This is a genomic window from Vibrio neptunius, from assembly GCA_019339365.1.
GTDB lineage: Bacteria > Pseudomonadota > Gammaproteobacteria > Enterobacterales > Vibrionaceae > Vibrio > Vibrio neptunius.
The window spans coordinates 1,345,797-1,364,372 of the sequence record CP079860.1; the positions used below are offsets into that span (position 1 = coordinate 1,345,797).

An 18,576-nucleotide genomic window follows, 5' to 3' on the forward strand; every position below is an offset into this window, starting at 1 on the left:
TGGTGGGATGTTCCTCCCCGAGTTTAACCGAGCCCTACAAAGCCTTGCTGACACAAAAAGAACACTGTTTCGAGTTGGCTAAGTCAGGCGGTGACGTTTTTCCACAATCAGAATGGTTGTCAAATTTGTCTAAGGAACAGCAAAGAGTCGTGCTCAGTTACTTAGCGCAGTACGCCTATAACCAGTGTATTGGCGAGCAAGTTAGGGCTCTCAAGCAGTCCGTTTTGCAGCAGTCCAAAGACATTCAAACGTTTTTCAACGAATACGTTGGCTTGCATGAGCTTAATGGTGAAATGCCGACTGATGTCGATCGGCAAGCGCTCTTAACAATACAAGATCAAATACAGATGCCCTTTGTCTCCAATGACGTCTACGAGTCCTTATAACCTCTATAGCTGGACGCTATAATCAAAGAACTAAAGGACAACTGAAGGGACTGCCACTCTCAGAAACGACAAGTCGTTGAGTGGTCGCATAGGCAGAGTATCTGTCCTGCCCACTTTCCCTCAAACCCGATTTCTTCACACTTTTTAAGGTCAATTCGGTACGAATGCTATCGGTTGCTTATTCTGAGATCCTCACACTCATTGAGCATGGCTATGTTTGTTATATTTCATGCTTTTCAGTAGCTTGCTAAAGTGTCTGTCCCATCAACGTTTTGTAAGATAACCCCAACACTTGGCCTTACAACTCAAATTCAGTAAGGATGACGATGAATAGAGATTTCAAACAACTTCTAGGTACCGAGCTGCCGATCATTCAGGCCCCTATGGCAGGAGTGCAAGGGAGTGCTCTTGCCATTGCGGTAAGTGAGGCTGGTGGGTTAGGTTCACTCCCTTGCGGTATGCTGACTATTGAAGATATTGTCAGCGAAATGGAATTAATCAAGGCCTCTACGAGTAAGCCTTTTAATCTCAACTTTTTCTGTCATGCCCCTAAGCCTTACGATGAAGATCGCCAGATAATATGGCGAGACACACTTCAGCCTTACTTTGACGAGTTGGGACTACAAGCTGAGTCTTCCGCTAGTGGCAGTCGAATGCCTTTTAGCCATGATATCGCTGATGCCATTGAACCCTTCTTACCTGAGTTCATTAGCTTTCATTTTGGTCTTCCAGACAAACACTTATTACAGCGTGTGAAAAGCTGGGGAACCAAAGTTGTCTCATCGGCTACCACAGTAGAAGAAGCGCTTTGGCTGGAGTCACATGGTGTCGATGGCATTATTGCTCAAGGAGTAGAAGCGGGAGGGCACAGAGGCATGTTCCTATCCAGTGATATCTCGACCCAAATGGGGCTAGTACCACTGGTATCGCAAGTGGTTAATCGCGTCAAGGTCCCCGTTATTGCTGCGGGTGGGATGAGTGACCGCCATTCAGTATTGGCTTGCATGCAATTAGGTGCGTCGGCGGTACAGCTTGGTACGGCCTATCTGTTGTGCACGGAAGCTAATACATCAGAAGTTCACAAACAGGCAATACAGAGTGCTAAGTCTTCGCATACCGCGTTAACGAACCTCTTTTCGGGTAAACCCGCCAGAGGGATCATGAACCGCGTTATGAGTGAACTGGGTTGTATGACAGCGCGAGCGCCAGAGTTTCCATACGCTTCAATAGAGATATCTCAATTGCGTTGCCGTGCCGAAAAGCAGGGTCTTGATGACTTTTCACCGCTATGGTGTGGTCAAAATACTCAAGGATGCAAACAGATTTCAGCGAGAGATCTCACATTGCAGCTGGCTGGGAAGTCAGGCTAGATACACTTGGCGTTTTACGAGCAGTGTGCTGCTCCGTCACAGGAAACGAAAATTCACACACGTGATTCTTGGCAAGCAATAGAAGTGGGCAAGCTTGCTGGTTGACTGGCTGTTGTTCGTCGCTGTTTTAACAAGGAACTTTTAATGAAAGAAGTAGCGTTAATCACATTACATGGAATGGGGAAGGTAAAACTAGATTATTATGATGAGCTAGAGAAAGCACTCAAAAAGGAACTGGGCTCTGAATGGGTGAAGGTGTCATTTCACAATGTTCAGTACGCGCCTATTTTACAGCAACCACAAGATGATCTGTGGAAAGCCATGATGTCAGAGCCGAGCAATGATTTACATGCCACACGATTGAGGCAGTTTTTTCTTTATGGATTTGGCGATGCGGGTTCGCTCGAGCACAGCTCACACAGGCGAAAAGATAAGTATCTCGCTGTGCAAGAAGAAATCTTCAAAACGCTTGAATACGCATATGCTGATATTGGCGAGAATGAAAACAGACCAGTGATCATTATTGCTCAGTCGCTCGGTTGCCAGGTTATCTCAAATTATTTATGGGACGCAGAACATGGTCTCAATATGTTTGAGAATTATGTTGATAGTGAAAACAAAGAATCCTTCATGAAATTAAAAACGTGTGAGAACCTCATCACTACAGGGTGTAACATTCCTTTGTTTAATGCTGGATTGCAAGAGAGGCACTGTTTCACTAAGCCTCATCCTTCGTTCAGATGGGATAATTACTATGATCCAGATGATGTCCTTGGCTGGCCATTGAGGCAACTCGATGATTCATACCATGCTATCGTTGACGATCACCCCATTAATGCTGGAAGTCTGATCGCATCATGGAACCCATTTAGCCATGGCCAATATTGGAGTGATAAAGACGTGATTAAACCGTTAGTCAGTATAATTCGATCAAAACTTAGCTGACCGGTTAAGCCAAACGTGGACACCCCCTTATTCTGGCGTTTTTTATATCAATGACTGGCGATAGAGCGTTGGTATTTGGAGAGATTTAACTCACAACGCTGAGCGTGTTGAGGGTCAAAAGGTATGACGGTTTACCTATGTACTCATACTTTCCCTTTTAGCCAATCACTCAGGATTATCTTTTTATGACACAAAAACTAAACTACGATTTTCTACCCGCAATTTCAGGGCCCTACGTCCATGCGGCCAAACACAATAAGACGCTATACATTTCTGGACTGACGGCCTTTGGTACCGACGCACAAACGAGAGGTTTGGTGGAGCAAAGTGCTGAAGTCTTAAACCAGATCGATCGGATACTGGAGCATGAGCGGTGTACAAAGAGCGATTTAATTAAGCTGACGATTTTCGTCACTGACATCAGTTTACTCCCTGCAATTCGTGAGCAGCTCTTTGTTTTCTATGCCGGACAACTGCCCGCCTGCTCACTGATTGAAGTCTCTAAACTGATTCATGCCGATTTGAAGATAGAGATCGAAGCCACAGTAGCATTAAGTGATTAAGATTTTATCTTTAACGCCGGCTTAATCAGAGGTAATTCAAAGCATAATAAGGATCTGAAATGAGCGATAAGAGCAGCAGAGGAAACTTGAAACTGTATGCCCCTGAAAGTTACTGGGTGGCAACACCTGATGAGCGAGAACTCATTGTCAATGGATGCGGTACGTCTGGTTGGAAAGGAAAGTTAGTGCCGGAAAGTTTATATGGGCTCTCAGTATCAGAAAGCTGCAACATTCATGACTGGATGTACCATCATGGCAAGGATATCAACGATAAAAAGGCAGCGGACAGAGTCTTTCTGAATAATATGATTCGTACTATCGAACATAAGGGCGGGTTCTGTCTTCTTCGCAAGCTTCGTTTACGTCGTGCAAGATTGTATTATCGTGCAGTAGAGAACTTTGGTGGCCCGGCATTTTGGGCGAATAAGAATAAACCAGAACAATTTAGACCTCCTCGTTATGCACATATGTCGAACGTATGGACGAGTAAACTGGAACAAACATAATATGGAACTGTTGAAATTAGCGCTATTTATCCCTGCGTGCTTCGCTCTCAATATGACGCCAGGCCCAAATAATTTGTTGTCGATGAACAATGCTCGCTGTTACGGATTTAAAACTGCCTTGGTCGCTGGGTTGGGGCGCATTGTCGCTTTTGCTTGTATGATTGCTCTGGCCGCGTCTGGATTGGCTGTCGTTCTCTATACCTCTGAAGTGTTGTTTTTTACAGTCAAGCTAGTGGGCGCAGTCTATCTGCTATGGATTGCGTTTAACCTCTGGCGCTCTCAATCCAGCCCAGTGGCAGAGTTGGATAAGACTCGCAACCACTTTGGGCTTGCGAAGCAAGAGTTTGCGCTCGCCGCGGGAAATCCCAAAGCGATTCTAATCTTTACCGCGTTTTTGCCTCAGTTTGTTGATGTGACGGCGAACGTGGATCAGCAGTTCTTGACCTTAGGAGTGACGTTCTTAGCGCTTGAACTGGCGGCGATCAGTCTCTATGCACTGTTCGGTCTCTATCTGAGACATTGGTTCTCACGACCTGAGATGGCGAAGCGATTTAATCGAGCATGTGCCACCTTTCTTGCCGTTTCGGGGGCCAATTTATTGATAAGCAGGCAGTAGCCACTTTTCTTGTTACCAACAATAAAACCACCTGCATTTCACGGGTGGTTTTTTATATTCCGTTTAATATTTGGCTGGTTTAATACGTCTGGAATTCGACGCTAAGCAGGGCAACAAAGCGTGCTCATTCAGCGATTAAGTCGAAATATTTATTTAATATCACTTTATTCTAAGAATCGCATTGGATTTTCTAACCAACTGGAATCGGTCATTATTCCACTTGATGTTCTTTTTAAGGAAGATTGTTCACACTTTTTTGTGATTAAACACCCACTTATTTTTATTGTTAAATCTGTTGGAATTGAGCGGAATATTAAACTTTCTTGAATTCTTATTGATTCTATTGCTTAAAATTGCGACTCAGGTTTTAGTATTTCAATGATTAAAGATTAATCTATATTTCGGACTTATAAAATAAAAAGGAAACAAGATGAGTTCTCCGTTGAATAAAAGCGTCTTACTGGCGTCTCTATTTCTAACCCCTACACTTGCTCTAGCTGAAATGACCAATGGTGATTTCGAACAATGGAGCAGTTCCTCTCCAACAGGGTGGAACACAATAGACAGTGGCATCTCGGTGTCACAGGAAACCAGCATTGTTAAAAGTGGTAACAGTGCAGCAAAAGTGACGGTCAATACTGGTACCCAAAGCAACACGGACTTTCAGCAGTCTGTGAGTGTGGTATCGGGGCAGACATATCGCTTCTCTGTGTCTGTTTACCATACTCAAGGCAATGTTAAAGCCCGCCTGTATGTGGATGGATACCAAAACTACAGCGTGCCTAGTCAAACGGGTCAGTGGCAGGACATTGCTTACTCGTATACGGCGAGTAGTACCAAGAGCATTAATGTTGGGCTGCGCTTTTATGATGAATCTGGTTTTGACGGTTCAGAGGTTGTCTACATCGATAACTTCCAGCCATCTGATGGTGCAGTAACGCCACCTCCGGCCACTTGTAGTCATCATGACCTTTCTCTCAAGCTGACGACCGACAGCTATGGTTCTGAAACAAGCTGGACGCTGAAAAACAGCAATAATCAGACGTTGTTCTCTGGCTCTAACTACGGCAATAACGCCAGCTATGAGAAGGCGATGTGTGTTGAGTCAGGGTCGTATGTGTTTGAAATCCTTGATTCCTATGGCGATGGTATCTGTTGTAGCTCTGGCAATGGGTCTTACACGCTAGCGTCTAACGGTCAAACACTGGCCTCTGGCGGAGAGTTTACCAACGCTTCCCAGCATGCCTTTACGCTTGGTAGTGGCAACCCTGATCCAGAGCCACCAGCCCCCGGTGACTACTACAAATCAGCCGAAGGTAAGACAGGATATGCGTTGAAAACGGCGCTCTACAACATCATCAATAACCATAATTCTCAAGGCTACTCTGCCGTCTGGAATTTGGTTAAAACCGCTGATATCGATAACTACTATGAGAAGGATGGCACGATTCTCGATATCTACTCGGAGAAGATCTCTGGCGGCGATTCGATTCAATTTACTAAAGTAACGGACCAATGTGGCCAGTATCGTAAAGAGGGCGATTGTTACAACCGCGAACACTCTTTCCCTAAGAGTTGGTTCGGTGGCAAAGTGGAGCCAATGAACTCAGATGGTCACCACTTGTACGCCACAGATGGTTATGTGAATGCACAACGCAGCAACTGGCCATTCGGTGAAGTGGGCAGTGCCACTTACACGTCTTCGAACGGTTCAAAAGTCGGTTCTGCCGTGTCTAGCCTAGGGTACACTGGTACGGTGTTTGAACCGATTGATGCGTTCAAAGGTGATTTGGCCCGTACGTACTTCTACATGGCGACACGCTACGAAAACGAGATCGCTAATTGGGAAGGGAACAGCGATAACTCTAACGCTGTGCTTAACGGTACTAACACGACAGTATTTGAACCTTGGGTGTTAGCGATGCTAAAACGCTGGCATGCCAATGACCCTGTTGATCAGAAGGAAATTGATCGCAACAACGCGGTGTACAATTTCCAAGGTAACCGCAACCCGTATGTTGACCACCCAGAGTTTGTCAACATGGTCTGGGGAGACTAACCAAAATGCCCAACGGCCTAACGTATGTTAGGCCTTTGGGTTTGTGCTCGCAGAGCAAAAGGCAGTTAGTTTTTCGATAATATTGTTATTTATTGATGGGTTTGATATAAAGCATTCCAAATTCTTATGCTTTAACGACAGTTCACATGAAAAGGCTTTTGCTTGAAAGCTATTATTTCCTAAAAAACCATTTCAGATCAATATTCATTATTACTGGCCCTTTCATATTTCTGATGGCTGCACTCTCTGTGGCTCATGAGTTGAATCAAGAATCTCATCTGTTTTCCGTTATGTATGTGGCTGTATTTATGGTTGCGCATGCTTACACATTTTGTCGATTGATTAAATACATGGCGGCAGTCGTTACCGGTGGTACTCGAGACTTATCTGTAACACTTAACGAGTGTTTCAGACTTTCAATTCTGTACCTCGTGTATGGTACTGCTATTGTTTTAGGTCTTATTGCGTTGGTCATCCCCGGACTGTATTTAATAGCGAAATATGCTTTTGCCGACTTTGAGTTTGTTCTTAATAAGCGGTCGACTTTTCAGTCTATGAGCGAGAGTTGGAGTATCACATCCGGTGTTGTATTAACACTGATACTGGGTGGCATCGCTATTAATGCGCCATTGTTTATACTGGAAGTTTTGATTGCGCTGTTAGAACCATCAAATTCGATAGCCTATTTTGTTTCTATAGGGTTTTCAGAAGTCCTTTCTTTGACTGGATTGATTTTTAGCAGCATTTTCCATTTCCGTGTCTATACGAAAGTACTTGAAAAAAGAGAAGCGAATGACTAAGCGTTTATTGAAATTAAGTTTACTATTTCTATGTGTAATTGGGCTGTTGGGGTGTCAATCCACGCGGGATTATGACTATCAAGGCCAATATGAATATACCGAAGAAGATGGGCATTACATTTTGCTTCGTGAAGATAACTCATTTGAGCTTTTCCAAAAAGGAGTGTTAACAGTTGGGACATATAAGGTCAAACTAAGCACTATCAATCTCTATGTTGACGGAAAATGGCTTACCCAAGGGAAAATAAGAAACGGCTACCTCACTGATTCAGATGGTGAGAGGTGGGTTAAAAAAAAGTAACAACGAATTATCAAACAAATAAAGGAACCAAAGCTCGATGGAAAACACTCTCCTAAATAGCGATGAACAAAAAGGTAAGCCTGTAAAGGCCATCATTGTTTCCATCCTAATTGATATCATTGGAACAACGGTACTAGCATTTGTTGCTATTTTGGGATATGCCGGTTATCTAGTCAAAACTGGCGGGAATGCCAATCAGCTTGCAGCTGTACTGTTTCAATTTGATTATCAATCTCCTGTCCAGTGGGTACTTTTAGTCTTGGCTGGCTTGATATCTTGCTATGCAGGTTATTACTGCGCCAAAACGTCTCGAGTTAACATCTATAGGAATGTAGCGATTTCGGCGGTTATCGTGACGAGCATATCGGCATTTTTAAACGCTGATCTAGTTTCTACTGTTGAGAACTTTGGTTTATCCGTAGCAACGATTCTGTGCTATTTCGTTGGTGCCTATCTTTGGATCCGAAAGACGGCTTAATAGATATTGAATGAGTCAAAAAAGGGATGGCATTTGCCATCCCTTTATTGATATAACATCGTTGGCCTAGTCAACAGGCGTTATTTGTACTCGCCGCGAATCGACGCTTCCCGATACGCATCCAGTTTTCCTTCCGCTTTGAGTTTCGCCAGTCCTCGGTTGAAGGCATCAACCAGCTCTTGCGCACGAGGTGATTTTTTTTGAAATGATCACGAAATAATCTCTCGCAGACAGGGTTTTCGCATTGGGCTCTATTTTGTCGGCTAAATTGAGTTTGGTGACGAGCTCCATCCCCACATCCATATCTTCCAACACGATGTCGAGACGGCCAGCGCTGAGTTTTTTATAGTTGTTTTCGGCACTAGCGATACGTTGTATGTTGATTTCCCCGGTTTTTTCCATATCTTCTACCCCATAGGCATACCCAGTGACACCGCCGATTTTGAAGTCCTTAAGGTCTTCTTTCTTACTCCAGTTTATCGGTTTACTTTTTTGTTGGAATAATCCGGTACTTAATGTGATAACGGAGTCGGTAAAATGGAAAAACTGTTCTCTGTCAGGGTTTTTACCCCATATCAGTGAACCATCAAAACTTCCTGCTTTGGATTCTTCGAAGCCACGTTTCCATGGCATATAAGTAAACTCAACTTGATAGCCCTCTGCTTCAAAGGCTTCTTTGACAATCTGAGTCATGAAGCCTCCATTTTTAAGCGATTTGGACATGTACGGCGCCCATTCACCGTTGGCGAGCTTAACGGTGTTAGCGTGAGCTAGGCTAGTAAAGAGTAGAGAAACGGCCAGAAACAAAAAGGTGTTGGTTAAACTGCGCATTTTTTCTTCCTTAAACATGCAAATAGATTCAATAAAAGAATAGTTGCTGATAAGGATATCACCAAAAAGTTTAAGGGCGATTGAGGCGATACTCGACTCGAAACCGCCACGTGGTGAATCAAAAATCACCGTTTATTGGTGCTTTTATCAGGGTTAGAATTCGCTGTCAGCTTCGAAAGTCATGGGTTGTTTAGTGTAAGGATGTTCGATCATTAATCGCTGAGCGTGTAAGTGCAATCTATCTGCACGTTGGCCATAGAGACCATCGCCAACCATAGGTAAATTAAGCCCAAGATGGTGAGCGCAGTGCACTCTGAGCTGATGTGTTCGACCGGTTTTGGGGTAAAGGTACAGTTTGGAGCGCCCATCACGAGATTCAATCAGTTCCCAAGAGGTTTCAGCTGGTTTCCCATGCTCAAAGCAGACGAGTTGTCTGGGGCGATCATCAGGATCGCCACGCATTGGTAACGTTATTTGACCACTGGACTGGTTTACCTTTCCTTCAAGCAATGCGACGTAGCGCTTTTGCACTGAGCGTGAAATGAATTGTTTCTGTAGGCTCTTGTTCGCGCGCTTTGTTAGAGCAAAAACCAGCAGCCCTGATGTCGCCATATCCAGCCGGTGAATCACAAAGGGGCCTTCAACATCTGGGTAGCGCTGTTGCAAGCGTGTGTATGCTGAGTCCTTGATGGTTTTTCCGGGCACTGATAGTAGCCCTGAAGGCTTGTTGACGACAACCATGGCTTCATCTTCAAATAAGATCTCAAGTTCTTTGTCTTCAGCCCAGTTTTCTTCGAGCGGATTGTCATCAACGTCCATCCCCTCGAGCATATGACCCAAAATGGGGAAGCACTTACTTTGGCACGAAGGGTAGAACTTTCCATGCTGGCGAACTTCTGATTTAGGCGACACACCCCACCAGAACTCGGCTAATGCGAGCGGCTTAAAACCATGTTTAAAGGCAAAGTGCAGCAGTTTTGGTGCAGCACATTCGCCAGCGCCTGCTGGTGGTACAGGGGCATTGGTCGGTTTGAAAATCGCATTGAGGGATTTCTCTTCCCCTCTGATATTTAGAAAGCGGTAGTTATCAAACAGCCTGTTTTGCAATGTGTTAGACAGGCTTTTGCGTTCCTCTTTCAATGCATTTAAGTTGATGTTTAATTCATCTAGTTCGTGTTGTAAAACGGCAATTTTGTCATCCCACTCCAGCTTGAGGTATTTGAGCACGTTTTTTTCCGCGACGCTTTGTTTGGCCAGTTCATCAAGCCTGTTTTGCAGTGCTTCTCCAGCGAATGAGGATTCAGCCAGTTTACGTTGTGCTTTGCGTTCAGCTCGGCCTGCAATCATTGACTCACGCTGCAATTGCTCTTGCTGCTGATACTCAGAGGTGAGTTGTTTTATCTTAGAAGTCAGCTCGGCAATGCGAGGGTTGCTTTTTAATTGATTGAACTTCTTATTCGCCGCCATGATTTCAGCGGTTTCTGCCCGAAAGAAACTCTCTTCTGCCAGCATATCGAAAACAGGTGGAACAAAGCCTGGGAGTATGTTCTTGTCTGCTATCTTGCCTGAAAAGGCTGAAAGGTAACCGATCTTGCCCTCAAGTGACTCTACCAGCAGTACACCAAACATTTTGCCTGTCCCGCTTTGGCTTCCATCGATACCAAAATTATGCTGCCAGTATGTTTGCTCAACTAAGTGCTGCTGTAATTCTTGTGCGGCAAGTTCGCACAGGGGGTGCGGCTGATAGAAAAACGGGAAGGTGAACTTGTCAGGCAAGCTATAACCATCAATTGGGGTATTGAACGGAGTAAACAAATTTTCAGGTTGATGCATTTCAGCTTGCCGTCGTGACGAAAAAACAGAAGGCGAGATTGTACCTGTTTGGAGTGTGATTACCAGTATAGAAGGCGAAGTGCCTTCAGCCCAGCTCGGGCTGAAGCTGAAACACTATCGAATGTACTTAATGTTGGCGCTTATTAACCAGTGATGTGCGGTACCGTCCGTTTTAGTGATCCATAAGTCGCTATTGAACGTTACTACTCGGCCAGTGATGGTGATGTATAGTTTATTGTCGACAACACTTTCCACGCGAATAAAAGGATCAGACGTAACAAGAAAGGGCTGGGCCTCTTTTGCCGATTGCCCTTGAGCTAGCAGAAAATAATGATTGAGCTTGCCATCTTTGGGATCGGTGGATGTCGCTTTGTACCCGACCAGCTGAACGCCTTCGGCGATGGGGCGGTTGACGATCTCTTGCCCAAGGCGAACATGTGTTGGGATAAAAACGTAAGCAAGGAGCAAGCTCAGAGCCGAAATGAATATGATGATTATAAGTTTGGCTTTAGACATGGTGTTATTCGCTATCTAATTTGAGGGGATAGTTTACCACAACTCCTATTAAGAAACGGACCGTCGACCGATACGCTACTTTATTGTATTGATATCGATTGAACAAAACAGGTCAGCATTCGAAGTTTGTCGATATCGTGATTTGACCGGAAAAATCCCCGCAACAGAAAGTATTGAGAGGATTTTCTTCGGTGAATAGTGTTTATTTGAACATGTGTTTCGCGTGGAACATCAGGTGTTCGTCAATAAAACTAGCGATGAAATAGTAGCTGTGGTCATACCCGGTCTGCATGCGTAGCTCTAAATCGGAGCCGTGGGTTTCCGCTGTGGCTACCAGAGTTTCAGGCTTTAGCTGCTCAACAAGAAAGTTATCGGCATCACCTTGATCGACAAGAATAGGTAAAGGTGACTTGGCTAGTTTGAGAAGTTCGCTAGAGTCATATTCTTTCCAGCTTTCAAAGTCGTTCCCCAAATAAGCATTGAAGGCTTTCTGACCCCATGGGCATTGGATTGGATTACAGATTGGACTAAAGGCAGAAATTGACGTGAATTGCTCAGCGTTTTTCAGACCAATGGTGAGCGCGCCATGTCCACCCATGCTATGGCCAGAAATGGCTTTGACCGTTGAGACTGGGAAGTTAGCTTCGATTACCCTAGGGAGCTCTTGAGCGATGTAATCGTACATATGGTAGTGCGCAGACCACGGCTCTTGAGTGGCATTGAGGTAGAACCCCGCGCCTTTGCCCAGATCATAGCCTTGGTCGTCAGCAACGTCTTCACCACGTGGGCTGGTGTCTGGAGCAACGATGGCCATACCTAGTTCTGCCGCTTTCTTGAAAGCACCGGCTTTTTGCATGAAGTTCTCATCGCTACAGGTCAACCCAGACAACCAGTACAACACGGGAACGGGAGACTGTTTGCTTGCATTTGGTGGGAGGAAGATAGCAAAACGCATCGTGCAATTTAACGCGGCAGAAGCATGAGTGTATTGCTTGTGCCAACCGCCTGCGACTTTATTCTGACTGATGTTGGATAAACTCATTGAAATTCTCTCAGATAAAGTCGCCGCATCAGGTGATGTGGCGACTTATTAACGACTAAATCTAGGCTCACTGATCCATATGGATAACAGTACGGATGCTCTTACCTTCGTGCATTAGGTCAAAGGCTTCATTGACTGCGTCAAGGCCCATAGTATGGGTAATGAATTCTTGAAGGCCAAATTCACCCGCCATGTAGCGTTCAACAATCTCTGGAAGCTCAGAGCGCCCCTTAACCCCACCAAACGCACTACCACGCCATACACGGCCAGTGACGAGTTGGAATGGACGAGTTGAGATCTCTTGGCCTGCGCCCGCAACACCGATGATTACCGACTCGCCCCAGCCTTTGTGACAACATTCAAGCGCTTGACGCATCACATTGACGTTACCGATACACTCGAATGAGTAATCTACACCTCCATCGGTCATTTCAACAATGACTTCCTGAATTGGCTTCTCGAATTTCTGAGGGTTGATGACGTCTGTCGCGCCAAGTTGTTTTGCTAGGTCAAACTTACTCTCGTTGATATCGATGCCAATGATGCGGCTGGCACCCGCCATACGTGCACCAATGATTGCAGATAAGCCGATACCGCCTAGGCCGAAGATAGCAACCGTGTCGCCTTTTTGTACTTTTGCCGTGTTCAGTACTGCGCCCATACCAGTTGTGACCCCACAACCTAGAAGGCAGACTTCTTCAAGTGGTGCTTCTTTATTCACTTTTGCCAATGAGATTTCTGGAAGAACCGTGTACTCAGAGAAAGTGGAGCAACCCATGTAGTGGAAAATGGTTTCACCGTTGATAGAGAAGCGGCTTGTACCATCTGGCATCAGGCCTTTGCCCTGAGTTTCACGTACTGCCTGACATAGGTTAGTTTTACCTGAAGTACAGAATTTACACTCACCGCACTCGGCAGTGTATAAAGGAATAACGTGGTCGCCAACTTCAACGCTGGTAACGCCTTCACCAACCATTTCAACAATACCGCCACCTTCGTGACCAAGAATGGATGGGAAGATACCCTCAGGATCATCACCAGAAAGCGTAAAAGCATCAGTGTGACAAACTCCAGTTGCAACGATGCGAATCAACACTTCACCTTTTTTAGGCAGTTGTACATCGACTTCTTCCATTTTTAGCGGTTCACCTGCCGCCCAAGCTACGGCTGCTTTTGATTTGATAAACTCTTGACCCGGTTTGATCTCTAGTGCCATTGGATTTTCCTTGATATTTAATTGTTTTTTATGACGTTGTAAGCGTAGACGAGGAACTCTTCGCTCGCAGCTTCGTTTGGCTAGAGGCTATTTTATATATTTCTTTAATGAAGATAATCCCGATTAAATGAAAATGATTTTTACATATTTGTAATAATGATAAGCTTGCTGTCCGACTTTTTGGGAGAATTATTATGGCTAATTGGGATGGCGTGAGTGAATTTGTCGCGGTCGCAGAAACGCAGTCATTTACTACGGCAGCGAAGAAACTCGATACGTCTGTCGCACAGATCAGCAGGCGTGTTTCTGCGTTGGAAGAAAGACTTGCTGTTAAGCTGCTTAATCGTACAACTCGGAGAGTCTCGATCACTGAAGCGGGGCAGGTATATTACCAACAGTGCAAACATTTGGTCGAAGGACTAGAGTTAGCCGAGCTTGCCGTGACTCAAATGCAATCCACTCCCAAAGGGTTACTCAAAGTGACGGCACCGGTAACCTATGGTGAAACACACCTGGCACCACTATTGTTCGATTTTCTTGAGTCTTACCCTCAGGTTGACTTAGAGCTGAACTTAACAAACCAAAAAGTCGATCTGATCGAAATGGGTGTGGATGTGGCGATTAGGTTGGGTCGGTTGCAGGATTCCAGCTTGGTAGCGAAACGATTATCTAGCCGTCAACTTTATGTGTGCGGTAGCCCTGAGTATTTAGCGCGCTATGGTGAACCACATACTTTATCTGAACTGGAGAATCACCAATGTTTGGTTGGCTCTATTGATTATTGGCGCTTTAAAGAGAGCAAACGAGAAAAATCGCTGCGAGTTTCCGGACGTATTCATTGTAACTCTGGGTCGGCTTTATTGAATGCGGCTAAGCGCGGGTTAGGTTTAGTTCAGTTGCCTGATTATTATGTGAGAAAAGGGTTGGATGGTGGCGAACTGATTGAAGTATTGTCTGACTATCGTGACAACAGGGAAGGCATTTGGGCACTTTACCCTCAGAATAGAAATTTGTCGCCTAAAGTACGACTTTTGATTGATTTTCTGGCGGATAAACTAGGAGGAAGCATGGGAATCTAAATCTGCTTCCTGAATCGACTGCTCGACTATTTCCGCGATCTCTTCAGCTCGTTCTGGTGCGGTTTCTGAGACAGCATTGACCCATTCCTCGACGGATTCAGTTAGTTTACTTTCTTCGCGGTCAGCAGGCCGTAAATTGCTATTGGTTTCCACCATATTTGCTACCAGTTCCTGACTGACTTCGATAAGCTTGTCTGGGTCATGCTCTGCGAGTGTTTCAATCACTTTGATTGGTGTATTGTCCATAGACTCGGTAATCGCCGCTAGGACAGACATCGCATTCTCGGGCTCTTTTTCCACCAACCATTCAACGAGTTCTTCTATCTGGTTATCATCAGATTCCGCTAAACGCTTCGCTATGTCTACGGACAGCTCTGGATTGGTCAAAGTGATGGCTCTGAAAAGCACAACAGTATCAATATTGTCGATCTGCGCTGCTCGCTCCGCAATAGACACCGCCCATTCCGGTTGTTTGCTAGCAAGACGACGAATAAAAGTAATAGCATTGGATGGGTGTGATGCCGCTAGCGCTTCGATTTTCTCTAGAGCCTCTTGAACGTAAATCGAACTTTCCTGATATTCAGTTCGTGGGTCTAGATCTCCGTGAATGGATGCAGGGGTGTGCATCACAAAACTTTCCTGTTCTTCCACTGGTAGTGCCTCGCGGACCGACATTCGATAAATGGTAAATATGATCAGCCCTAAATCCACCATGATGAGGAACGTAAACAGTGCGCTATCATCTAGTCGCTCCATTAATACTGAAGCAGTGTAAGGGCCTATAATTGACCCGAGTGCGTAAACACACAGTAAGCCGGATAAAACTGAGACCAGTTGTGATTTTATCGCACGGTCAAACGTCTCTGAAATGCTTAGAGGATAAAGACAGGCGATCAACCCCATCGTCATTGCAACCAGAAGCAGTGGTGTGAATGTCCATTGCCATTCAATCGAAACGGGCAAAGCAAAGCTGACCACTGCGAGTGCAAAACAGCCTCCAAGTATGACTTTACGTCGCTCAAACCGGTCAGATAAATATCCCATGGGTAATTGCAGCAAAATTCCGCCAGCCGTGGCTGCCCCCATGAAAACGGAAAGCTGGAAGCCTGTAATACCAATGCCGTCGGCGTAAATGGGCAGCATGTTAGCAACGGTCGAGTATAGGATGCCGCACACAAAACAGGTGACAAACCCTAGCGGAGAAAGCAGATAAATGGACTTGAGAGGGATGGAATCTGATTGCTCGATTTCTGGCTCGAACTGAGAAATGAACACCACAGGGGTAACAGAAATACTAAAAAGTACGCCGCATAGAACAAAAAGCGTGGTTTCATTTGGCGGAGCGATGGCGAGACCAAACTGACCGAGCGTAATCGCACTGAGGATAACCACTTGATTAAAAGCAAGAATTTTTCCACGATTGGACTCGGTCGACACACTATTAAACCACGTATCTAAAGTGGTCGTTGCACAGGCAATACAAAAGCCCATCACCGCGCGCATTATTGCCCATATCCAGACGTCGGAATTCAATCCCATAATAAGAATCGCACTGGCTCCAAGACTGCCGCACATAGCAAAAGTTCGTACTAAGCCAATGTTGCGCAGAATGCGTTTGGCTAGGATCGCTCCTAGCAGAAATCCGACAGAGTACATGGAGAGGACGAAGCCAATCGACTGGATAGTGATATTAGCCTCTGCAAGCGAAACAGGGAGTAGGATACCGCTCAAGCCATGGCTACCCATCAGCAAAAATGAGCTGATGAAGAGTAGTGTTAGTGGTCTGAGTGTTGCTGCAATAGTCATAACCTTTGATTTAAAAGCAAAAAGAGCTATTTACAAGTGAGTTGTAAATGCAGTGTTGTGATTTGGTTGATAGATGGATCCTTGTATTGACTCAGTGGCTACTTGATGGATGTGGCATGCTGAGGTGAAATAGCTTCGTTTTTCTATGATCTTGCTTAAGCCTCGTGGCCAATAACATTGACAATCGCTTGTCTCGCTTCTGACATTGAAGTTCAGTTGTCTCATTATCTTATGCGCATTGAGACGCGTTCCCATAGACGGAAAGGTGCAGATGAAACGTAAACTAACGGCTTTTTGTATAACCGCCGCAGTTGCCCAGCCTCATGTTGTTGCAGCGGAAGAGCCGGTCAAAGCGCTTAATAGTCAGACGGTTTATATCGACGCAAGCGATGACTGGATAAAGCTGAAATCTGGCGAGGTACTGAAAGGTGAGTTGACAGGGACAGTAAAGAAGGAATCAAACTCTTACGATCAAGAAATCGAGTTCGACAGTGATGATCTTGGCGATCAGGAAATTGAACTTGAAGATGTATCTGTGCTTGAAACGGCAAGTTATTTCACTATTCGTACAGCTGAAGGTGATATTCATGATGGTTATTTGTCTATTAGAGACAACAAACTCTATCTAAAAAAAGGCGATCAGGAGCAGTCTTTCCCCGTAGCTCAAGTGGTTTCCATTTATCGAGGGGCTGAAAAGGACTCTGACTATTGGACCGCTGACTTGTTCCTAGGCCTAGATATTAGCAAAGGTAACACTGATGAGTTTTCAATGCTGGGTGAAGTCGAGGCTGAGCGAAATACGGTCGAGTCGAGAACCAAGCTTAATGCACGTCATGAGGTGTCTGAATCCAACAAAGAAAAAACGGCTCAGAAGAGCCAGTTTGACGGCTCTTACGATATTTATATCAACAATCGACTTTTCTTCAGACCAATCAAGTTTTCAGCACTGAGTGACGAATTTCAAAACTTGGCATATCAAGTCAATGCTTCAATGCAAGTGGGCTATTTTTTCGTTGCTAATACAGATGCAGAATGGGACGTATCGATTGGCCCAGGTATGCAATACAGTGAGTTCTCGACCGTAGCAGCTGGAGAGGAAGACAGTGCCAGCAGTACGATTTTAACCTTGGAATCGAACTTTGAGTATGAATTGACTAAGGACATCGATTTCAACTATACCTATAACCTTGACTGGGCAAGTAATGATGCGGGTGGCATGCGCCATAAAAATGATCTTGGGTTTGATATTGACGTGGTCGGTGACCTAGAGTTCAGTATCAAAGCCAGCTGGGAACACGTATCTCAAACCAAGGCAGATTCAGACGGTGTCGTACCAGAAAACGATGACTATAAAATCAATTTTGGTCTGAGTTATGAAATCTAATCAAACCAAAAAGCGAAGCTAGTTCGCTTCGCTTTTTTGATTATTGATTCTCGTCTGCGTCTTGCCGTTTGATGACTTTATGGCCGTCTTCTGATACGCCCTTTTTCCAATAGCTACTGATGTAGATATTTTCACGATCTACTTCCTTTTCATTGCGGAAGTACTGTCTTAGTTGGCGCATTGAATCAAATTCACATGCACACCACACAGATGCTTCGCCTTCCAGCCAAGGCAAGCCTTGGATTTGCTCTGCAAGAGACTGTGAGGCTTTAAGCCAAATAATCTTGATGTTTTCTGGTGCATTAATCGGCTGGCGGTCTTGTTCTGAGTTGACTTGAATAACCGCATAACCGATAGCCTGTTCAGGTAGACTTTGAATTTTAACGCTCAAAGCTGGCAAAGCGGTCATATCGGCGACCATAAAGAACCAGTCAGCCTCAAGGTTCATCGTAGAGATTGAACCAGGCCCCGCGATAGAAATGACATCATCAACCTGAGTGTTCATTGCCCAACGTGCGGCAAAACCACACTGCAAATCTTCCGTGATGTGGCGCACAAAGTCGACTTCAAGGGTACAGGATACAGGGTCAAACTGACGAATAGTGTAAGTTCGCATTACTGGACGTTGTTCTTCGCCTAGTTGAGTTAAATCGGTACCACCTTGTTGATTAAACAAGAGTTTGATGTAGCCGCCGACACAGTCGACTGGAAATTCAGCTAACTCGGAGCCATGCAACGTAATCCGTTGCATGTTTGGAGTAATAGTCTGTGTTGACTGGACGGTGAGTTGTTTTGCTGATGGCTTATTCATATTTCTACTCGATAACTATTCTCTTTCGCATTTA

18 protein-coding genes and 1 pseudogene are annotated in these 18,576 nt (G+C 45.0%); 12 read left to right on the forward strand and 7 right to left on the reverse strand.

Annotated features, from left to right (window positions below; translation table 11 throughout):
• Positions 1-2 precede the first annotated feature (2 nt).
• The 10 genes from KW548_22935 (at position 3) to KW548_22980 (ending at position 8,024) form a co-directional block, all read left to right on the forward strand.
• Complete coding sequence (locus KW548_22935) at positions 3-386, forward strand: hypothetical protein (GenBank protein QXX08475.1); 384 nt, start codon at positions 3-5, stop codon at positions 384-386.
• A 326-nt stretch (positions 387-712) separates the two neighbouring features.
• Complete coding sequence (locus tag KW548_22940) at positions 713-1,756, forward strand: nitronate monooxygenase (GenBank protein ID QXX08476.1); 1,044 nt, start codon at positions 713-715, stop codon at positions 1,754-1,756.
• A gap of 144 nt (positions 1,757-1,900) precedes the next feature.
• Positions 1,901-2,701, forward strand: coding sequence for a hypothetical protein (locus tag KW548_22945; protein QXX08477.1), 801 nt, complete (start codon positions 1,901-1,903; stop codon positions 2,699-2,701).
• 185 nt (positions 2,702-2,886) lie between these two features.
• Entirely contained in the window at positions 2,887-3,264 is a 378-nt protein-coding gene (locus KW548_22950) for a RidA family protein (GenBank protein QXX08478.1), read from the forward strand.
• Positions 3,265-3,323: 59 nt separating this feature from the next.
• Complete coding sequence (locus KW548_22955; GenBank protein QXX08479.1) at positions 3,324-3,770, forward strand: DUF1353 domain-containing protein; 447 nt, start codon at positions 3,324-3,326, stop codon at positions 3,768-3,770.
• Position 3,771: 1 nt separating this feature from the next.
• Positions 3,772-4,386, forward strand: a complete 615-nt coding sequence (locus KW548_22960) for a LysE family translocator (GenBank protein QXX08480.1) — start codon at positions 3,772-3,774, stop codon at positions 4,384-4,386.
• Positions 4,387-4,816: 430 nt separating this feature from the next.
• Positions 4,817-6,445: an endonuclease gene (locus KW548_22965; protein QXX08481.1), complete on the forward strand. Its 1,629-nt coding sequence runs from the start codon at positions 4,817-4,819 to the stop codon at positions 6,443-6,445.
• A 146-nt stretch (positions 6,446-6,591) separates the two neighbouring features.
• Positions 6,592-7,245 carry a hypothetical protein gene (locus tag KW548_22970; protein ID QXX08482.1) on the forward strand — a complete coding sequence of 218 codons (654 nt, stop codon included), beginning with the start codon at positions 6,592-6,594 and terminating at the stop codon, positions 7,243-7,245.
• Positions 7,238-7,546, forward strand: a complete 309-nt coding sequence (locus KW548_22975; protein QXX08483.1) for a hypothetical protein — start codon at positions 7,238-7,240, stop codon at positions 7,544-7,546. Before KW548_22970 ends, KW548_22975 begins: the two co-directional genes overlap by 8 nt.
• Before the next feature lie 37 nt (positions 7,547-7,583).
• Positions 7,584-8,024 carry a hypothetical protein gene (locus KW548_22980; protein ID QXX08484.1) on the forward strand — a complete coding sequence of 147 codons (441 nt, stop codon included), beginning with the start codon at positions 7,584-7,586 and terminating at the stop codon, positions 8,022-8,024.
• An 80-nt stretch (positions 8,025-8,104) separates the two neighbouring features.
• On the opposite strand, the pseudogene KW548_22985 reads toward KW548_22980, so the two are convergent.
• The 5 genes and pseudogenes from KW548_22985 to KW548_23005 all read right to left on the reverse strand — a co-directional run bounded on the left by KW548_22985 (position 8,105) and on the right by KW548_23005 (position 13,462).
• Positions 8,105-8,855: pseudogene (locus tag KW548_22985) on the reverse strand (transporter substrate-binding domain-containing protein).
• Positions 8,856-9,008: 153 nt separating this feature from the next.
• Complete coding sequence (locus KW548_22990) at positions 9,009-10,688, reverse strand: RNA pseudouridine synthase (protein QXX08485.1); 1,680 nt, start codon at positions 10,686-10,688, stop codon at positions 9,009-9,011.
• Between the two features lie 114 nt (positions 10,689-10,802).
• The gene (locus KW548_22995; protein ID QXX08486.1) at positions 10,803-11,204 is read right to left on the reverse strand and encodes a hypothetical protein; all 402 of its coding nucleotides are present in this window, start codon (positions 11,202-11,204) and stop codon (positions 10,803-10,805) included.
• A 202-nt stretch (positions 11,205-11,406) separates the two neighbouring features.
• A complete protein-coding gene (gene fghA / locus KW548_23000; protein QXX08487.1) occupies positions 11,407-12,246 on the reverse strand; it encodes an S-formylglutathione hydrolase in 840 nt (279 codons plus the stop codon).
• A 67-nt stretch (positions 12,247-12,313) separates the two neighbouring features.
• The gene (locus KW548_23005; GenBank protein QXX08488.1) at positions 12,314-13,462 is read right to left on the reverse strand and encodes an S-(hydroxymethyl)glutathione dehydrogenase/class III alcohol dehydrogenase; all 1,149 of its coding nucleotides are present in this window, start codon (positions 13,460-13,462) and stop codon (positions 12,314-12,316) included.
• Positions 13,463-13,656: 194 nt separating this feature from the next.
• Here KW548_23005 and KW548_23010 point away from each other — a divergent pair, with 194 nt between their 5' ends.
• Positions 13,657-14,541 carry a LysR family transcriptional regulator gene (locus KW548_23010; protein ID QXX08489.1) on the forward strand — a complete coding sequence of 295 codons (885 nt, stop codon included), beginning with the start codon at positions 13,657-13,659 and terminating at the stop codon, positions 14,539-14,541.
• Here the strand turns inward: KW548_23010 and KW548_23015 are convergent.
• Entirely contained in the window at positions 14,518-16,347 is a 1,830-nt protein-coding gene (locus KW548_23015) for an MFS transporter (protein QXX08490.1), read from the reverse strand. The genes KW548_23010 and KW548_23015 overlap by 24 nt on opposite strands.
• A gap of 271 nt (positions 16,348-16,618) precedes the next feature.
• Between KW548_23015 and KW548_23020 the strand changes: the two genes are divergently transcribed.
• The gene (locus KW548_23020) at positions 16,619-17,731 is read left to right on the forward strand and encodes a DUF481 domain-containing protein (protein ID QXX08491.1); all 1,113 of its coding nucleotides are present in this window, start codon (positions 16,619-16,621) and stop codon (positions 17,729-17,731) included.
• Between the two features lie 40 nt (positions 17,732-17,771).
• On the opposite strand, the gene KW548_23025 is transcribed toward KW548_23020, so the two are convergent.
• Positions 17,772-18,542, reverse strand: coding sequence for a siderophore-interacting protein (locus KW548_23025; protein QXX08492.1), 771 nt, complete (start codon positions 18,540-18,542; stop codon positions 17,772-17,774).
• Between the last annotated feature and the right edge of the window lie 34 nt (positions 18,543-18,576).